Origin of the sequence: Paraburkholderia sp. MM5477-R1 (genome assembly GCF_050436385.1) — a bacterium.
GTDB lineage: Bacteria > Pseudomonadota > Gammaproteobacteria > Burkholderiales > Burkholderiaceae > Paraburkholderia > Paraburkholderia tuberum.
On record NZ_JBNDMC010000007.1, the window covers coordinates 2,258,056 to 2,273,793 of the forward strand.

14 protein-coding genes and 4 pseudogenes are annotated in these 15,738 nt (G+C 58.2%); 14 read left to right on the plus strand and 4 right to left on the minus strand.

Features of this window, described 5'->3' with window-relative positions; genetic code table 11:
• Positions 1–204: 204 nt before the first annotated feature.
• Both nifA and OKW35_RS39505 read right to left on the minus strand, forming a co-directional pair.
• Positions 205–2,040, minus strand: coding sequence for a nif-specific transcriptional activator NifA (nifA, locus tag OKW35_RS39500; protein ID WP_429554897.1), 1,836 nt, complete (start codon positions 2,038–2,040; stop codon positions 205–207).
• Positions 2,041–2,619: 579 nt separating this feature from the next.
• A pseudogene (locus tag OKW35_RS39505) lies at positions 2,620–2,832 on the minus strand (reverse transcriptase domain-containing protein); the annotation flags it as partial.
• A 219-nt stretch (positions 2,833–3,051) separates the two neighbouring features.
• Between OKW35_RS39505 and OKW35_RS39510 the strand changes: the two are divergent.
• The 11 genes and pseudogenes from OKW35_RS39510 to OKW35_RS39560 form a co-directional block, all read left to right on the plus strand.
• Positions 3,052–3,294, plus strand: coding sequence for a hypothetical protein (locus tag OKW35_RS39510; protein ID WP_429355313.1), 243 nt, complete (start codon positions 3,052–3,054; stop codon positions 3,292–3,294).
• Entirely contained in the window at positions 3,291–4,058 is a 768-nt protein-coding gene (locus OKW35_RS39515) for a hypothetical protein (RefSeq protein WP_429554898.1), read from the plus strand. Before OKW35_RS39510 ends, OKW35_RS39515 begins: the two co-directional genes overlap by 4 nt.
• A complete protein-coding gene (locus OKW35_RS39520) occupies positions 4,055–4,687 on the plus strand; it encodes a NodA family N-acyltransferase (protein ID WP_429554899.1) in 633 nt (210 codons plus the stop codon). Before OKW35_RS39515 ends, OKW35_RS39520 begins: the two co-directional genes overlap by 4 nt.
• Entirely contained in the window at positions 4,684–5,376 is a 693-nt protein-coding gene (gene nodB, locus OKW35_RS39525) for a chitooligosaccharide deacetylase NodB (protein WP_429554900.1), read from the plus strand. The genes OKW35_RS39520 and nodB overlap by 4 nt, the downstream gene beginning before the upstream one ends.
• On the plus strand, positions 5,364–5,963 hold the full coding sequence (locus OKW35_RS39530) for a glycosyltransferase family 2 protein (RefSeq protein ID WP_429554901.1): 600 nt from the start codon (positions 5,364–5,366) through the stop codon (positions 5,961–5,963). Before nodB ends, OKW35_RS39530 begins: the two co-directional genes overlap by 13 nt.
• Positions 5,964–6,130: 167 nt before the next feature.
• Positions 6,131–6,481: pseudogene (locus tag OKW35_RS39535) on the plus strand (hypothetical protein); the annotation flags it as partial.
• Positions 6,482–6,577: 96 nt separating this feature from the next.
• Positions 6,578–7,714 carry a homocitrate synthase gene (nifV, locus tag OKW35_RS39540; protein WP_184063011.1) on the plus strand — a complete coding sequence of 379 codons (1,137 nt, stop codon included), beginning with the start codon at positions 6,578–6,580 and terminating at the stop codon, positions 7,712–7,714.
• A 42-nt stretch (positions 7,715–7,756) separates the two neighbouring features.
• On the plus strand, positions 7,757–8,113 hold the full coding sequence (nifW, locus tag OKW35_RS39545; protein ID WP_260321329.1) for a nitrogenase-stabilizing/protective protein NifW: 357 nt from the start codon (positions 7,757–7,759) through the stop codon (positions 8,111–8,113).
• Positions 8,110–8,592: pseudogene (locus OKW35_RS39550) on the plus strand (electron transfer flavoprotein subunit alpha/FixB family protein); the annotation flags it as partial. The gene nifW and the pseudogene OKW35_RS39550, both read left to right, overlap by 4 nt.
• A 172-nt stretch (positions 8,593–8,764) precedes the next feature.
• Positions 8,765–9,250, plus strand: coding sequence for a hypothetical protein (locus OKW35_RS39555; RefSeq protein ID WP_184063013.1), 486 nt, complete (start codon positions 8,765–8,767; stop codon positions 9,248–9,250).
• Positions 9,251–9,480: 230 nt separating this feature from the next.
• A pseudogene (locus OKW35_RS39560) lies at positions 9,481–9,629 on the plus strand (IS3-like element ISBvi4 family transposase); the annotation flags it as partial.
• 58 nt (positions 9,630–9,687) lie between these two features.
• Here the strand turns inward: OKW35_RS39560 and OKW35_RS39565 are convergent.
• Together OKW35_RS39565 and OKW35_RS39570 are read right to left on the minus strand one after the other, a co-directional pair.
• The gene (locus tag OKW35_RS39565) at positions 9,688–10,635 is read right to left on the minus strand and encodes a LysR family transcriptional regulator (RefSeq protein WP_429553391.1); all 948 of its coding nucleotides are present in this window, start codon (positions 10,633–10,635) and stop codon (positions 9,688–9,690) included.
• Positions 10,636–10,730: 95 nt separating this feature from the next.
• On the minus strand, positions 10,731–10,991 hold the full coding sequence (locus OKW35_RS39570; RefSeq protein WP_429553390.1) for a hypothetical protein: 261 nt from the start codon (positions 10,989–10,991) through the stop codon (positions 10,731–10,733).
• A gap of 160 nt (positions 10,992–11,151) precedes the next feature.
• Here OKW35_RS39570 and OKW35_RS39575 point away from each other — a divergent pair, with 160 nt between their 5' ends.
• From OKW35_RS39575 to nodU, 3 genes are all read left to right on the plus strand, one after another.
• The gene (locus OKW35_RS39575) at positions 11,152–13,164 is read left to right on the plus strand and encodes a carbamoyltransferase family protein (RefSeq protein WP_429553389.1); all 2,013 of its coding nucleotides are present in this window, start codon (positions 11,152–11,154) and stop codon (positions 13,162–13,164) included.
• Between the two features lie 192 nt (positions 13,165–13,356).
• Positions 13,357–13,986 carry a nodulation methyltransferase NodS gene (nodS, locus tag OKW35_RS39580; RefSeq protein WP_429355306.1) on the plus strand — a complete coding sequence of 210 codons (630 nt, stop codon included), beginning with the start codon at positions 13,357–13,359 and terminating at the stop codon, positions 13,984–13,986.
• 13 nt (positions 13,987–13,999) lie between these two features.
• On the plus strand, positions 14,000–15,721 hold the full coding sequence (nodU, locus tag OKW35_RS39585; RefSeq protein WP_429554902.1) for a nodulation protein NodU: 1,722 nt from the start codon (positions 14,000–14,002) through the stop codon (positions 15,719–15,721).
• Positions 15,722–15,738: the final 17 nt, after the last annotated feature.

Genomic DNA, 15,738 nt, shown 5'->3' on the forward strand with positions numbered 1-15,738 from the left:
CGCTGCAACGGGCCGTCTGAGGAGACACATGGCCCAACGAACCGGCGATGACAGCGCCGCGTTCGCACCACCTTAGTCGAGATACGGGCCGCTCCCCATCGTGATCGTGCCAAGGTCCGCGCCAAATCCAGATTTGACTTCTCCGAGCCATTCGCCTCAGTCGCGATGTCGCGGCCCCGACACGCCGCAAGTCCGACAGTCCTTTCAGAGACGCTTGATCTCGACACCGTATTTCCTCAGCGCGTAGCCAATCTGGCGCGGCGTCAGTCCAAGCAGCCGCGCCGCCTTTGCCTGCACCCAGCCGGATCTTTCCATGGCGGCGATGAGACGCTCGCGGTTGGTCATCTTCGCATCACTTCCGAGGACTGCGCCGCCAGCCGCTAACGGAGCCCGCTCGCTGCCGACAGGCTGGACCGCAACTGCGCCCGACGTAACAGCCTGGGCCCCCGGCGTAGCCGGCTTCACGGGCACTGGTACGATTCGCCCGGGCTGCAGCGCAATTTCGTCCGATCGGCTCTTCCACAGCATCGCGGACAGGCACTGGCCGTGGCAGCAGGCAAAGTCGTTTCTCACGATCGCTGGTCCCGGCGCCAAGGTCGCGCTCCGCTGCACGCAATTCTCGAGCTCGCGGACATTGCCGGGAAAACCGCAGTTCATCAATACTTCAATCGCGCTCGCATCGAAGGTCAGCGTACGGCCGTTCTCGCTGTTGAAATTCTCGAGAAACTCAACGGCGAGGAGCGGAATATCACTGCGCCTTTCACGCAACGGCGGCAACAGCAAGGGAACCACGCAGAGGCGATAATAAAGGTCGGCGCGGAACTCGTTCCTTGCCACCGCCTCTTCCAGGTTTTTATTCGTGGCGGCAATCACGCGAACATCGACCTTAATGGTCTGGTTGCTGCCGACGCGCTCGAATTCTTGCTCCTGCAGGACGCGCAGCAGCTTTGCCTGGAACGAGGCCGAGATCTCGCCGATCTCGTCCAGAAACAGCGTCCCCTTGTCGGCGAGCTCGAAGCGCCCCTTGCGCGAATTGAAGGCGCTGGTAAAGGCACCCTTCTCATGACCGAACAATTCGGATTCCAGCACCGTCTCATGGAGCGCCGCGCAATTGAGCTTGATGAAGGGCCGCTTGGCGCGCGGCGACAGCTCGTGAACGGCCTTGGCGACCAGCTCCTTCCCGGTACCGGATTCGCCGCGCAACAGAACTGTGCTGTTCGATTCGGCTACCACCGCGATCTTCGCGAGCAGCTTGCGCAGCGCCGGGCTGTCGCCAATGATCCCCTCGATCTGAAACTTCTTACGCTCCCCTGCAGGGTGCTTGAGCTCGGACAATGGCTTTTGCAGCCCGTCCTTCCCCGCCATCAGTCGCTCGCGGTCGCTCTTGAAAAAGCGATGCAGCTTCACCGTCTGCCCCACCAGGTTGGCGACCATGGTAAGCAGCCGCACGTCGTAATCGAGCCGGAAGTTCGACCCATAGTCCAGGATACGGTCGATGGTCAGCGTGCCTATGACTTTCGCGTCGATGCGAATAGGGACGCCAATGAACGACACTCGCATGTTGTCGGAGGCACCGAGCACGCCCATGTCGGCGGCACTGAAGCCCGAATGCACCGCTATGTTCTCGGCGACGAGCGGCCTGTCCGTCGCCATGATCTGGTCAATTGCCTTCTGCGGCAGGCGCGTCCGGTAGTGCTCATCGCTGCCTTCGCTCCAGTCCGCGCCAACGGTAATGTCCGGTACGCCATCATCGTCGAAGAGAGAGACGATACCGAGCCGCATCTGAACAAACGATTGCAGGAGATCGATGACGTTGGCCAACGTGACTTCGAGCCGGTAGGGGGCGGTCAGTACCTTCGATATTTCGAAGATGCCGGTAAGCACGCTCTCGTGCCACTGCACAATAGGAACCGCGTGGTCCGTCTCGGACTTTGAGCCAGGCCTTTCGCGTACGGAAGCGATATGCAGCATGACGACGTCCCCGTTGTGGGGACCGTGCTCCCCGTCACCTTGTTCGGATTTGCGGGCATTGTGTTGCATATCATCCTCGATCTGGCGCCCAATTTCACGGGCTGACTTCAAAAGATAATGCCTTTTCATGGAAGGACGGTGAAACTGTAGTGCCTTGATGTACTTATTTTCTGCTTTTGCGATCTCGCTGCGTGGATTCCGTTAGGAACTCGAGTTCCATTGATGTCGCTCAAATCAACTGCGATTTGTCTACTCCAGGTGCAGCCGATTACAGGTGTCGTCCATCATTGATTGCTGCCTCGGTGCCCGTGAGATAACTCGCCGCATCCGAGCATAGGACGAAGATGATCTATCTTTGCGACCTCTTCGGGCGTGCCCGCCCGGTGCAGCGGGATATTTGGCACAAGAAGCGCTTCCGTGTCGGGCGACAAAATGTCCGTCTTGAACTGGCCGAGGACGTATGGAAACTGTTTTCAGATCATCAGATCCGAGCCTATCGGTCCGATTAATCTGGTTTGGTAAGTCATGGCTGCGTTAGCGTAACGTTTCAGGTGCAAAAAAAAGCCCTCCGGGCTCCAGGTGCCAGCCATCCTCACTACCTCTATTGTTTTGGCAACCCCAAGTATCTTCACAGGCGCTGGGCCAGTAGCCGTCGTACTTGCGCACGTTCTGGCCAAGGAAATCGAAACCGTCTGCAATGTTCGTGATCCGGGTCTTCTCTTCCGAGCGCTCCAGACCTTGAGCGGCCATAAACTGCCTGAGCGCCGGAAGCACCTCGAATTCGAGCACTTCTTTCGACATACCGGTCACAATAAAGTCATCGGCGTAGCGAACGACGTTGAGTTGGGCCTTGCTGCGTGCCGCCGCGGTGAGATTACGCTCGGTCATCAGAGCATCGAGCACGACGAGCAGATTTAGATCGAGGCCCTTGAAACGCATGATCCCAACTTATCCATAGTGTGGATGCGTTCCATCAAAACAATCGATTTTACGAAATGTACGGCATGGAGGATAGTGTTCCTGGTAAATCCATTTCAATTTCGCAAACCTGCTGGCGCCTTCGTCGTGCCGGGGTAGCGGATGAAGTGTGTCGTAGAACTGAGCGAAGCCGAGGAAATGACGTTGCAGCAGTTGTCGATCAATCACATGCATCGGGACACGCGCACGCGAGCGGCGGCCCTGTCGCCGCTCGGACACAGGATCAAGCGCAAGCTCACCGCCGAGCAACTCGGCGTGAGCGGGCAGTCGATCTGTGACTGGCTCACGCATGGCGCAACAGCGGCGTGTCCGGCCCGATGGGCGGCCATAACGGTGGGCACGTGAAGCACCACTGGCGGCGCTTCATCACCTGGACGAAGGAAATCGCAGATCCCGAACTCGCTGAACTTTCTCGGCGGACACGGCACCAAATTTCAAGTCAATTTCTCGTGGACGCTCTCATGAATACTGCGGCAAAACGTCGGGCCGGAGAAATAGAATTTGGGCATATCAAGATGGTTGTCTGTCTTTGCCCTGACGCCGAGAGAAATCCTCAGGTGTTCGCCGAGCATCAACCGAGGCACATGTCCAATGCGGCCACGGTCTTCGGCGGCATGGGCAAGCTGGATCGCGCCGACACGACGCGCCAAGCGTCCGGCGGGTCGCGTAGGCGCTTACTACCGGCAAAACTGCGCATAGTTCTCCAAACCCTTTCTATATCGGCCGCTTACCTTCGTACAGTTGAGGCAACCCTCGACTTCGCCTTGGCTTCGCGACGAATCGGGAGCAGCCGTTTGCAGGTGCCAATTGCTTCAGCGACCCTGCCAAATGGATCTCGTGTCAATCGCGGTCAGATCGTGCGGAAGATGCGGGGGAAGTCTTTGATAGATCCGGTGCGAAAGGCACGCGCACTCGATGTAATCTCCATCGTGGATGAGGTTCGATCGGTCCGTGAAGCGTTGACGGAAATACTCTTTTCTTCGGGCTTCATCCCAGAACTGTTCCAGAGTGCAGATGATTTCTCGAAATCGAACCGCTTTCTCAGCAAGTCCTTCGCGTCCGTCAGGTCCACCCTCAAAGGCCGGACGGCGCATAGGAGGCAGTCGTGAATTTGGCCGTGTCCACAGATAGAGGACCTCTCTCCATGCGCTCTCAGGTGCGGTGGAGGCTGGTTTGGGAAAATGAGTTGCGACTCGCCGACCACATCGAACTGTCCGAGTTCTTCCGAAAGACCTACGGACCGACCGGGGCGTTTAATGCAAAACCATTCGAAGGCAATCACAGTTGGGCTGGTGCGAGGCCAGAGTTCCGTGCAATCGGCTACGACGCGCGCGGCGTAGCGGCTCATATCGGCGCACTGCGTCGTTTCATCAAGGTTGGCGCAGTCGATCTACTAGTGGCCGAACTAGGATTGTACGCGGTACGTCCGGATCTTGAGGGACTCGGAATCCCTCAATTAATGCGCGTGATGTATCCCGTGTTGCAGGAACTTGACGTTCCATTCGGCTTCGGCACGGTTCGACACGCGTTGCGGCAACACATTGCAAGGCTGCTCGGCCGACCCGGTCTGGCGACTATTGTGTCTGGAGTTCGCGTGAGGTCGACCCTTCGAGAAGTGCATCTCGACACGCCGCCCACGCGCATCGAGGACGTACTCATTGTCGTCTTACCGATTGGACGGTCAATGAGCGATTGGCCGACCGGAACGATAATTGATCGAAACGGGCCAGAGCTGTGAGGCACTGCTTATCCGAAGCGCGCAGCGAGTGCGCTGACACCAACGGACGTCGCGACGTCTATTTGACGTTTGACGACGGCCCTAATCCATTTTGCACACCGGACGTCCTCGATGTGCTGGCGGAACACCGGGTGCCAGCGACTTTCTGCGTCATCGGCGCGTACGCAGCGGACCAGCCGAAGCTGATCCGACGGATGATCGCAGAAGGGCACGAGGTCGCAAACCACACGATGACTCATCCGGACCTGTCCAGATGCGAACCCACCGAAGTACAACAGGAAATACTAACGGCAAGCAGGGTCATCAGGATGGCGAGCCCCCATGCTTCGCTGCGGTATATGCGTGCCCCGTATGGCTTGTGGACCGAAGCAGTGCTCACTACGTCAGCGAGCGCTGGTCTGGCGCCCCTCCACTGGTCGGTAGACCCGCGAGACTGGTCTCGTCCCGGCGTGGACGCGATTGTCAGCGCAGTGCTGGCCTCTGTCCGGCCGGGTGCAATTGTGCTCTTGCACGACGGATGCCCTCCCGATGAGTTGGGACGATGCACTCACGCTGGTCGGCGCGAGCAGACCCTCATGGCGCTTTCCCTCATGATTCCAGCATTGCATGACCGGGGGTTTGCAATCCGATCGCTTCCTCAACCTAACCGGACAAACCAGACACCCTATGAACATGCTTGGCGCAACTAGCACTGTCGCTGTCTCGTCTTATGCGCTCCGCGCTCCTTTTGCTGCTAGATCAGTACGAGACGCAACTTTTTCGCGGGAAGCCGAGCGACTTCGACGAGGACCGTCATCTCACGATTCCCATGCTGACGGCAGGTTATCGGACCGAGTACGTTCCGGACGCCATTGCGGCGACAGTCGTTCCGGACAGACTGGGGTCGTATCTGCGCCAACAACTGCGCTGGGCGCGCAGTACGTATCGGGACACGTTGCTTTCGCTGCGCCTGCTGCCCTGTCTCGATCGTTACCTTACGCTGGACGTGATCGCACTGAATCTGGGCTCGCTATTTCTCGCCTTATCGCTTCTAGCGGGGCTCGCGCAGCTCGCGTTGACAGCGACAGTGCCGTGGTGGACTGCCCTGATAATCGCATCGTCGACCATGATCCGCTGTAGCGTGGCATCGGTTCGCGCTCGCCAGATTCGATTTCTTGGCTTTTCTCTTCACACACCCATTAACCTCTTTCTCTTGCTCCCCCTGAAAGCCTATGCGCTGTGTACATTGAGCAATAGAGAATCTAGCAGTTGGTTTCTAAAATCCCTTACCGACTAACGATTTGTGCATCCGTCGACTCCGTGAAAACTGGGAGCTACTGAGCCTTACCGCAAGCAGCTCGGCACTCGCCCACCGCCAGATTTTGCACGGACAAGATTCCCCTGTGAAACGTTGCCGCGCGGCAAAGCGTTCGTACCGCATCCGCATATAAACGTCTCAATCTGATGCACCATTACCTTGGGGGCCTGCAGAAATATTCGAAGGACATCACCCTCTTTCTGGCGCCCCACATCAACTCCTACAGGCGATTCCAGATCGGTACGTTCGCGCCGACCAAGGTCGCATGGAGCCAAGACAATCGGACGGTCGGTTTCCGCCTTTACGGCGAAGGCTCGGACGCCGTCCGCGTTGAGTGCCGCATTGGCGGTGCGGATCTGAATCCGTATCTCGCTTTTGCGGCCCTGATCGCGGCGGCTCTTGCGGAACCGATCGAGCCACCTCCAGCGCTGCCGCATTGTCCGGAACGTAACATTCGCGACACCAACAAACGGACGATGCACCGCCATAACCCGACATTGTGCCGGTCAACATCCCGCAAATTGTGCTCCGACTGTAGATGCTCGCTTGGCACAACGCTTGCGATCCATCGCCGACAACTCAAGAGACCTGACATGCTCAATCCGATCATCAATGACACGACGCTTCGTGACGGCGAGCAGACCGCCGGCGTCGCGTTTCGCAGCGAGGAAAAATGCGCGATTGCCGCCGCACTGTCGCAAGCCGGCGTGGCCGAACTCGAAATCGGAATTCCTGCCATGGGCGAAGACGAAATGGCGTGCATCGCTGCAATCGTCGACCTGAACCTCGACGCCCGCCTGATGGTTTGGGGGCGCCTCACCGACGAGGATCTCACCGCGGCATTGCGCTGCGATGCCGATATCGTTCATCTCTCGGTTCCCGTTTCGGATATTCATTTGCAACACAAGCTGCGGCAGTCGCGCAGTTGGGTACTGGCGCAGATCGCACGCGTCGTCGACGAGGCAGCGAAAAACCATCCCAAGATTTCCCTCGGCATGGAAGACGCCTCGCGCGCGGATCCCTCATTTCTCATAGAAGTGGCTCAATGCGCGCAGCAGCACGGGGCCCAGCGCGTGCGCTTTGCCGACACTGTCGGTATCCTGGACCCCTTTAAGACCTTCTACGCCATTGCAGCGCTGCGCGTCGCCGTCGATCTGGAGATCGAAATCCATGCGCACGACGACCTCGGGCTCGCCACAGCCAACACACTGGCCGCCCTTGGGGCCGGCGCGACCCATGCGAGCACCACCGTCAACGGGTTGGGTGAGCGCGCCGGCAATGCAGCGCTGGAAGAAGTCGTGATGGGCGCGCGGCACCTGCTGCGACGAGACACTGGCGTCGACACCAGAGCGCTGCCCGACATTTCGTCGCTGGTCGAACAAGCCTCAGGCCGCGCAGTTTCCTTCAACAAGAGCATCATCGGTAGGAGCATCTTTACTCACGAGTCGGGCATTCACACCGACGGCCTCGCGAAGCACCCCACGACCTACGAGGGATTCGATCCGGCAGAGCTCGGCCGGCAACGGTCGACGATACTCGGGAAACATTCTGGATCTCAAAGTGTGCGTGAGGCCTACGACGCTCTAGGCGTGACGGTGTCGGAGCGGCTCATCCCGCTCCTGCTTGCGCGCATCCGCTCTTTCGTCACGCAGTACAAGCAGGCGCCGAATGCAAGCGATCTGCGCCGCTTCCTGACCCAAGTCCACAGCACGCGGGTGAAGGTGTCGTGAGTGTGGTGATGGCGGCCAAACTTGTCCAATAGAAGTAACGACATGCAAGAAGTTATCGAACAACTGCGTCACCTGTCGCCGGCCGAGGATTTCCTGCGATTCTTCGACATCGCATTCGGCGATAAGGTGGTGAACGTGAGCCGCCTGCACATCCTCAAGCGCTTCTTTCAGAATATCGAGCAACAGAAAGAACTGCCGCGTAACAACGCGACGGCCGTGCTCGCCGTCTATCGATGCTTACTGCAGAAGGCCTACAACGACTTCGCTGTATCCACGCCCGCGGAGCAAAAGGTCTTCAAAGCGTCCAGCCTGCGCGACGTGTCGCTGAAACTCGTGCACAAGATATTCGCTCGCCATCCTACATTGGAGGCGGACCTGTTGATGAAGAGAGCCCCTTGAACTCGCCCGCTGCCTCGGAAAAGAAGCCGGCCGCGCCGGTCAAACGGGCCGCCGGCCGTAACCTCAATCTGCCCAAAGATCTGAAAGCCTACCAGGGCGTCTGGGTCTTTCTCGAGCACGACCGCGGCCACATGCATAGCGTGTCGTGGGAGCTGCTCGGTGAGGCGCGCAAGCCCGCCGACAAACTCGGCAGTCGTGTCGCTGTGGCCGTGCTCGGCGGTACCGACGAGCCGCTTGAGCAGTTTGCCAGTGAGGCGTTCAGTTTCGGCGCGGACAAAGCGTATGTGATTCACGACCCTGTGTCGCTCGGCTATCGCAACGAACCGTTCACGAAGGGGCTGACCGACCCGGTCAACAAGTACCGCTCCGAGATTCTGCTGCTCGGTGCAACCTCGATGGCCCGGGATCTCGCCGGATCTGTCGCAACGACGCTCTTGACCGGCCTCACCGCCGACTGCACTGAGCTGAACATTGACCCGTAGTTGCCGCATTCTGTGCACCGACCATCACAACCTCGAATGGGCGTGTCCGCGCAGCGAGCATCGCATCCAGTTCAGGTTCGCGTAGACAAACACATCCATCGTCACATCGGCTTCCGAGCGCCGCAAAAGCGGCCGGACGCCTCACCACTCACCATATCGGAGCAAATTGATGAATCTCATTACTGGTATCGAATCGACCGATCTCTTCGGCGGCAACGTTCCCTCCCCCGTGCTACAGCTGATCGAGAGAACCCGCGGCGGCAGCAATGACGATGTGGCCGCCGCGTTGTGGACTGCGGTCCTGTCGTACCCGCGCTGCCTGCCACCCTACTATCTGCTGTATAAGTTCCATGCGAACCGGGGTGAACTTGGCGAGGCGCAGGAGGTCGCGACCAAGGCTTTGGCGGTCGCCGCCCGGCAGGCGTCGCTCGACAGCGACTGGTGTGCGGTACAGCCGGGCGACACCGACTTCACCATTCCTGGTCCGGGCCGCTTCTGGCTCTTCACACTGAAGGCGCTCGCGTTCATCAGCGTGCGGCGCGGTGAGCGCGCCGTTGCACTGAAGCTGATCGCCAAGCTGCGCAGGCTGGACCCGATCGATTGCATAGGCTTGGACGTCGTGGAAGCCTTGCTCGCACAGTCCGGATCCCGATAATCGCCGCCGGAAGATCAACTGACAGATCGACAATATGTCCCCGGCTTGGCTATGGCAGAACTCCATTGCAGTTCATGGCGATCGTTTCACTAGTCAAAGCCGACGCTCGCCGCACACTTCGCGCGGGCGCGCACGCCATGCCGTGGACGTTTTTCAGCGAGCCGTGGAAACCGGTAGCCCAGCGGTGCCGACAATTCGGCGTACATCCGATAAAGAGACCGCGTCGCAAGCAGGGGTTGCGTTGCAACCGGAAACGCAAATCAAGGCAACAACCAGATTGACACACGCCTTGCCGGTCGCGCCGAACCTGCTCGATCAGGCGTTTGCCGTCACCGCGCCGAATGAGGCCTGGTGTGCCGATACACGTTATATCGCCACGAAACCCTCGAAACCCCACAAATCCATGCCGCAAAAACCTTGCTGAAAGATCCCATTTCCTAACTTGGCTGAATTGGTCTTCGCGTGGTCTTAGGCGGAGGAATCATGCGTGACGCCTCCTGCAATATTATCTCCAGCATCCAATTGCTTGCCGGATCACTGTTGTGAAGGGCAGACCATTGGACGGCCTCGGTGAATGCGGGACGTGGCAGCGGAAGTTCGACGATCCGCAGAGGCATCGCTTTTTCGAAATACTTGACCAGCCTTAAGGGCATCGTCCCTATACGGTCAGTGTTTAATAGCATAGGCGGGATCATGCTAAAGCTCGGCACGATGACCTCGTCCCGTCTCTTGAGACCGTGCTGAAGCAAAAACCATTCCTCGATGGAGGGCTGCCGCGCACGCCCGAACTTGACCACAACGTGCCCCATCGACATATATCTCTCGAATGTGAGCTGCCCTGATAGCTGCTGGTTCGTGCGGCAGCCTACGCACACGAGCGTCTCCTCGAACAGCTTCGCTTTAGGGTGCGCGCTCGACATGAAAAATTCCGGCAAGATAAGAAAATCGGCTTCGCCGCGCCGGAGAACCTCATCGGGGTCATCGGCAAGTGGCAGCAATTCGAAACTGACGGCGGGAGCTTCCCGTGCAATACGCTCCACGATCTTTCGAAAAAATACGACTGTCATGAAATCGGAAAGAATGATCCTGAAGCGGCGATCCGATTTGGCTGGGTTGAACACGTCCTGCGAAATAACGGAGAGCTGGATGTGCACCAGAGCCTCCCGGACTGGAGCAGCGAGCCCTTCCGCACGCGGTGTTGGGACAAATTCCCGGCCCCTCATCGTAAATAGTTCATCGCAAAAATAGGCGCGTAGCCGGGCGACGGCCGCACTCATGGCCGGCTGGCTCAGGTTGATGCTGCGTGCCGCCGCGGTGAGATTACGCTCGGTCATCAGAGCATCGAGCGCGACGAGGAGATTTAGATCGAGGCCCTTGAAACGCATGATTCCAAGTTATCCATAATGTAGATGTCTTCCATCAAAACAATCGATTTTACGAATTGTACGGCATGGAGGATAGTGTTCCTGGTAGATCCATTTCAATTTCGCAACCTGCTGGCGCCTTCGTGGTGCCGGGATAGTGGATGAAGTGTGTCGTGGAACTGAGCGACGCCGAGGAAATGACGTTGCAGCAGTTGACGATCAATCACTTGCATCGGGAGCCTCCTCGCGAACCCGCCGCCGCATGTTTGGCAACGATTGGGGATTTCCTCGGGGTTCCAGCGCTTCAGCTTTCTGGTCGCGCCATCCTTCAGAGCCAAGAAACGCGCCCCCTGGACCAAACGGTACAGAATTTTCATGAATTGCGGCGCCATTTTGCAGACGGACCCTACGCGAGATTCTTTGGGCTGGTGACCTCTGGCCGGTGTTCGCAGCGGCGAGCGATACCCTACCTTACTTATGTGGTAGGGGTTCGAGTCTTGCCAGTAGGGCCTTCCTACCACGATGAAGGAGAGAAACATGCTGTGCTTAGGAGTGAGCGGCGGGCTAGACAAAGTTCATGAAAATTCACTCGAACTGCCGAACACATTTCTGCACGACGGCGCTGCGGTGCTTGTCCGGGACGGACGCGTAATAGCGGCCGTCGAAGAGGAGCGCCTCAACCGGATCAAGCACTCTAACAAGTTCCCGAGCAGTTCAATTCAATACTGCCTCGCATCCGCAGGGATTCAGCTCAGCGATATCGACCACATCGCGTTTTACGCTACCGAGGCCTATTGCAACGTTATGCTCGAACGCCTGTTCCTGTCCCAGCCGAACATCTCCATTCCGGTGGATGCCAAGCTGTTTCTGCGTAACTTACTAATGCGGGAATTCGGTACCGAGGTCGATCCTTCGCGAGTCTCATTCGTGAGTCACCATCTGGCGCATGCCGTGAGCGCGTTTGCGATGTCTGGATTCGAGCAAAGTCTGATCCTCGCGGTCGATGGCGGCGGTGATTTCCTCTCGGGGCTCCTGGCGCTCGGATCTGGAACCGAAATTACGCAACTTGCGACTTTCGCAGAGAATAATTCTCTAGGGCTGTTTTATCTCGAAACAATCCGGTATCTCGGTTACGGCTTGTTCGACGAATACAAGGTCATGGGGCTTGCACCTTATGGGGATCCCGCTCCCTATCGCGGGCTCTTCGAGCAATTCTATCAACTGTCCGCCAACGGTGAGTACCGCGTCTACCTGGACCGCATCGGTCCGACGTTGCTCCGCAGCATCCAGGTCCGGCGAAAGGGAATGCCATTCACACAGCAGCATCGAGATGTGGGTGCTTCATTGCAGGAAGCGCTGGAGCGGATCGTGTTTCACATTCTCCGCCATCATCGCGAGGTCACCGGTATGAAGCGGCTGTGTATAGCCGGAGGAGTAGCTCATAACTGCACCATGAACGGTAAGCTGCTGTATTCGGGACTTTTCGAAGACATCTTCGTGCAGCCCGCAGCGCATGACGCCGGTTGCGCATTAGGCGCTGCCCTTATGATGTCAAACGACTTCGGTCGGCCCCCGCCGCGTGAGCGATTGCAGGACGTTTATTGGGGGCCCGATATTGGGAGCGATCTGGTTGTGGAGCAAGAATTGAATGCGTGGTCCGGACACCTCGACGTTGAACGCAGTGATGACGTGGCAGGCAGAGCAGCGGACTGGATGGCCAATGGCGCCGTGATCGGCTGGGTGCAGGGTCGTTCGGAGTTCGGGCCACGCGCGCTTGGCAACCGCAGCATTCTTGCCGATCCCAGGCCGGTGGCAAACAAGGACCGGATCAACGCCATGGTCAAAAAGCGTGAGGGTTACCGACCGTTCGCGCCATCAGTGCTCGAGGACGATGCGCGCGAATTTTTTGACCTCCCAGAGGGCACCCGCGAATTCCCTTTTATGAATTTTGTAGTTCGCGTGCGCGACTCCAAGCGTGCCTTGCTCGGCGCCATCACGCACATTGACGGTACAGCGCGGCTGCAAACAGTATCGCGCAAGACCAATCCCGCCTACTGGGAGGTTATTAATGCGTTCAAGAAGCGGACAGGAATCCCAATTCTGCTCAATACTTCCTTTAATAACAACGCTGAGCCGATCGTAGATTCGGTTGCAGACGCAATTGCCACATTTCTGACGACAGAGCTGGATGGACTTGTGGTCGGGCCGTTCCTCGTCAAAAAGCGGCTCGCAACGCAGGAACATTGGACTGCGCTCGCGGTTTCACTGCCGCCCTATGCATCGCTCTATCGGGTCCGCGCTCACACAGCGCGGGATCGTCAGGAGACGGTGTGCGAAATTCGCACCGGCGGCTCCAACTATGACAGTGTGCGTATTTCACATGAGTTGTTCGATCTGCTGATTCGGATCGAAGGCGAAGCCGTGCTCGGACATCTTCTCGATTCAATTACGCCTGAGCAGACTCAACGGGAAGCCCTCGTCGAGGAGCTGCGCGGATTGTGGGAACAGCGTCGGGTTCGGCTACATCCCTCACGGGCGTTGTCACGGTAACGACGCGCCTCCAATGAGTTGCTGAAGGTCTGAAGCTAGGTAACAGCGCTCGCGAGCTATTTTTCTAGAACGTTAAACAATAGCGTTTGGCCGCCGTGCAGTTCTTGTACCAACACGCCGGTGTCCAACGGAGCACCAGTCCCGGCCCAAGGTCCGGACACATGCAGCGGCGCACCATAAAGGTAGGCGGAATTGACACATCAAACGAACTTCGAATTGCTGCGTCGGGAATTGGACGCAGACGATCCATGGCGGCTCGATAGCAATCCCTTTGAGCACGAGCGCCACAGGCAAATGCTTCGGATGGCACTTTCGCAGGGATCCGTCACAAATGCGCTCGAAGTCGGATGCGCAGGCGGAGCCTTCACGGAAAAATTGGCACCGCACTGCCAACGGCTCACCGTGATCGATATCGTGCCACACGCAATTGCCAGGACACGCGAACGGATGATGGACCCACCACACATCAATTGGATCGTCTCCGATGTCCAGCATTTTTCGACTGAGCAACAGTTCGATCTGGTCGTGGTGGCGGAGGTTCTCTATTACCTCGACGGCAGCGCCGAGGTGCGCGCGGCTGTCCGCAATTTAGCACGGATGCTTGCGCCCGGCGGACAGCTGGTTTTCGGATCGGCACATGACGCCAATTGCCGGCGGTGGGGCCACATTGCCGGAGCCGAGACGGTCATAGCCATCCTGGAAGAAGAGCTGGTTGAAATCGATCGTTTGAGGTGCGTCGGTCAGTCGTTGAATGAAGACTGTCTGCTCGCCTGTTTTCGAAACGCGGCTTCGCCTTCGTGTGGACCAACTTACCAGCGTTAGGCCGGGAGACATTATGCGCATCTGTGGGATCAAATTGACGCACGACGGAGCGATCGCCCTTGTCGAGGATGGAAAACTGGTTTTTTGCGTGGAGCAGGAAAAGCGAGACAACAATCCGCGGTATCAGGCGATCGACGACCTCGATGCGATCGCGACCGCATTGGCCGAGCATGGTTTCGATGCGCACGATATCGACCAGTTTGTCATCGACGGCTGGGACGGAGTAGTCGAGTCGCAGTTTCGCGTCCTCAGTGGGTCGATTCCCGTCAGCCTGAAAGGGGCCCCTTATGCCGAACGCCGAGCCGATGATCTTCTCGCTTCGCTCGACGGCTCCGGACTGCTTGTCGGCGGCCAGTCCTTTCCTTATAAAAGCTATCCTCACGTGTCAGGCCATGTGGCCTCCGCGTACTGCACCAGTCCCTTTGCCCAAAGCGGGCAACCTGCATTCTGTTTGGTGTGGGATGGTGGCATCGTCCCACGCCTCTATCATGTAGAACGCCACCACGCCCGCCATGTTGACTGCCTGTTCCCCGTGATAGGTCACATCTACGCTGCGGCGGGTCATCACTTTGGTCCTTATAAGAAGCCGGGCGGCGCCCGGTGGGATCTGGGTGTGGCCGGCAAGCTGATGGCTTACATCGCGCTGGGCTCCGTTGACGAAGATATCGTTGAGGTATTTCGCGAGCTTTATCAGGCACGCTTTGCTGGCGACACGGAGTGTGCGCAAGCTTATCGCGAGAACATCCACAGCGCGGACGTGTCACTAGCGGCTGTAGGAGAGTTCTTCGAAGCAAGCGCGCTGCGACTGGAAGCCAAGCCGCCCGAAGACGTACTCGCCTCGTTCCATGTATTCCTCGAGCGTCTTCTCGTTCATGAAATGGGTAGCGCGCTGCAGCGCCATTCGATTGCGGGCCCGAAAAATCTGTGCATCGCTGGCGGATGCGGACTCAATATCAAATGGAACAGCGCCCTGCGCGCGAGCGGTTTGTTCGACGCAATCTGGGTGCCGCCGTTTCCCAACGATAGCGGGTCTGCGATTGGCGCCGCTTGTTGCGCGCTGGCAGCCGAGAAGGGCTTCGTGCCGCTGGAGTGGTCGGTATATAGCGGACCGGCCTTAAAAGGTTGCCAAGTACCGCCCGGATGGACGGCGTCTACTTGCTCCATTGCAGAACTCGCCGGCATACTCGCCAGTAGCGAGCCCGTCATTTTCCTTGCCGGCCGGGCCGAGCTCGGACCACGAGCATTGGGGGGCAGAAGCATTCTGGCCGCCGCGACTTCGCCCACAATGAAGGATCATCTCAACGACATCAAGTTTCGAGAGCACTTCCGTCCCGTAGCGCCAATATGCCTTGAGGATCGTGCGCCGACCATTTTTAGCCCGGGGAGCCCTGATCCCTATATGTTGTTCGATCATCAGACGCGCGCGGAATGGCGAGAAAAAATCCCTGCCGTCGTGCATCTCGACGGATCTGCCCGATTGCAGACCATTTCAAGAACTTCCAAGCATCCGGTGGCGCAACTTCTGGTCGAATACGAAAAGCTGACGGGTATTCCGTTGCTCTGCAACACGAGCGCCAACTATCACGGACGAGGTTTCTTCCCGGACGCTGCTTCAGCCTGTGCGTGGGGACGCGTCGAACGTGTGTGGTGCGATGGTTTGTTACTGACCAGGACTGGTCTGTCGCCGTCAGTCGACGAAACACTTTTCGCTACGTCACCGTTCGAAGATTGCTGACGTTGCAGCTCAGTGGT